The following is a 1,230-nucleotide window of genomic DNA, read 5'->3' as shown; positions in this document are numbered from 1 at the left end:
ATGCCTCGCCCCTACGGAGAATTAGTGATCGTGGAGTCGGGTATGCCAAACCCGCTATATCAGTGCCCCAGCGCGACCAGCGATTTATCCAGCGCGCCGACCAGTCAGTTGATATCGCTTTCCTAGAAAGCCAGCGGCGGGTACAGCTTCAGTACGCCGTAAGGGCCGACGACCGACGTCAGCATGCGGTTATCACGCAGCATTTCGGTAATATACAGCGCCAGCTGCTTATCCGGCGTCTTGCTGGCTTTATCTTTTACCAGCTCAAAGCCGATAAATAGACCGGCGCCGCTCACGTCACCGACGCACTCATACTTCTCTTTCAGAGTGGACAGCTCCGCCAGCAGCTTCGTGCCCACCACGCGGCTATGCTCCTGCAGCCCCTCTTCTTTGATCACGTTCAGCACCGCCTGCGCGGCGGCCATCGCCACCGGGTTGCCGCCAAAGGTGTTGAAGTACGGGATATAGTCGCTGAAAGCCGGCAGCACTTCGCTTTTCGCCAGCAGACCGGAATGCCGTTACCCATCGGCTTGCCGGTGGTGATCACATCCGGCACCACATCATGGCGGGCAAAGCCGGGCTGCACCTCGTCAGCAATAAAGATGTCGCCGTTTTTATGCACCACGTCGATAGCCGGCCTGAGGAAGCCTTTCGGCCCTAGCAGCACGCCATAGGAGGAGAAGATCGAATCGGCAAGGAAACCGGTGAACTTAATGCCGTGCGCGGTTATGTCGTCAATCTGCTTCTGGATCTCAGCGGCAAACTAGGCGCGTGGTGGCGGCCAGCGGCTGCCCGCTGCTGCCGCTGTAAGCGCGCGCCACGCGGATCGCTAGGTCATTGGCCTCGGATCCGGTTCACATATACATGGCGCGGTCGATCCCCGCCGGGGCGGTAGCAAGCAGCTGTTCGCAGTAGTCAAGAATGGCTTCGTGCAGGTAGCTGGTGTGGGTGTTCAGCTGCAGCATCTGCTGATAGACCGGGTAGAATCTTGGGACGTGGTGTAAATTTGGCAGGATGGTGAGCGCCATTGGCTTATCCGGTCAGGTAATGGTTAATCAGACAATTATCTTAAAAGGAACAAACTGATGGCTGATCACAGCATGACATTCAGCAACACCCTAGCGCAACTTGGCGGTGAGGACTGTTTGCGTGAGCTCTCCGAGTTTATGCTCAACCGCATCATGGAGGCCGATGTCACTCAGCGTATCAACGCAGAGCCTCATGAGCGCA

At 57.2% G+C, this 1,230-nt stretch carries 2 pseudogenes; one reads left to right on the top strand and one right to left on the bottom strand.

What is annotated here, in order from left to right:
• Nucleotides 1-104 precede the first annotated feature (104 nt).
• A pseudogene (locus tag BBW68_RS03095) lies at nucleotides 105-977 on the bottom strand (aminotransferase class III-fold pyridoxal phosphate-dependent enzyme); the annotation flags it as partial.
• A gap of 108 nt (nucleotides 978-1,085) precedes the next feature.
• Here BBW68_RS03095 and BBW68_RS17535 point away from each other — a divergent pair.
• Nucleotides 1,086-1,230: pseudogene (locus BBW68_RS17535) on the top strand (IS256 family transposase); the annotation flags it as partial.

The organism is Candidatus Erwinia dacicola, from assembly GCF_001756855.1.
GTDB lineage: Bacteria > Pseudomonadota > Gammaproteobacteria > Enterobacterales > Enterobacteriaceae > Erwinia > Erwinia dacicola.
This window is presented reverse-complemented; position numbering and strand designations above follow the sequence as displayed.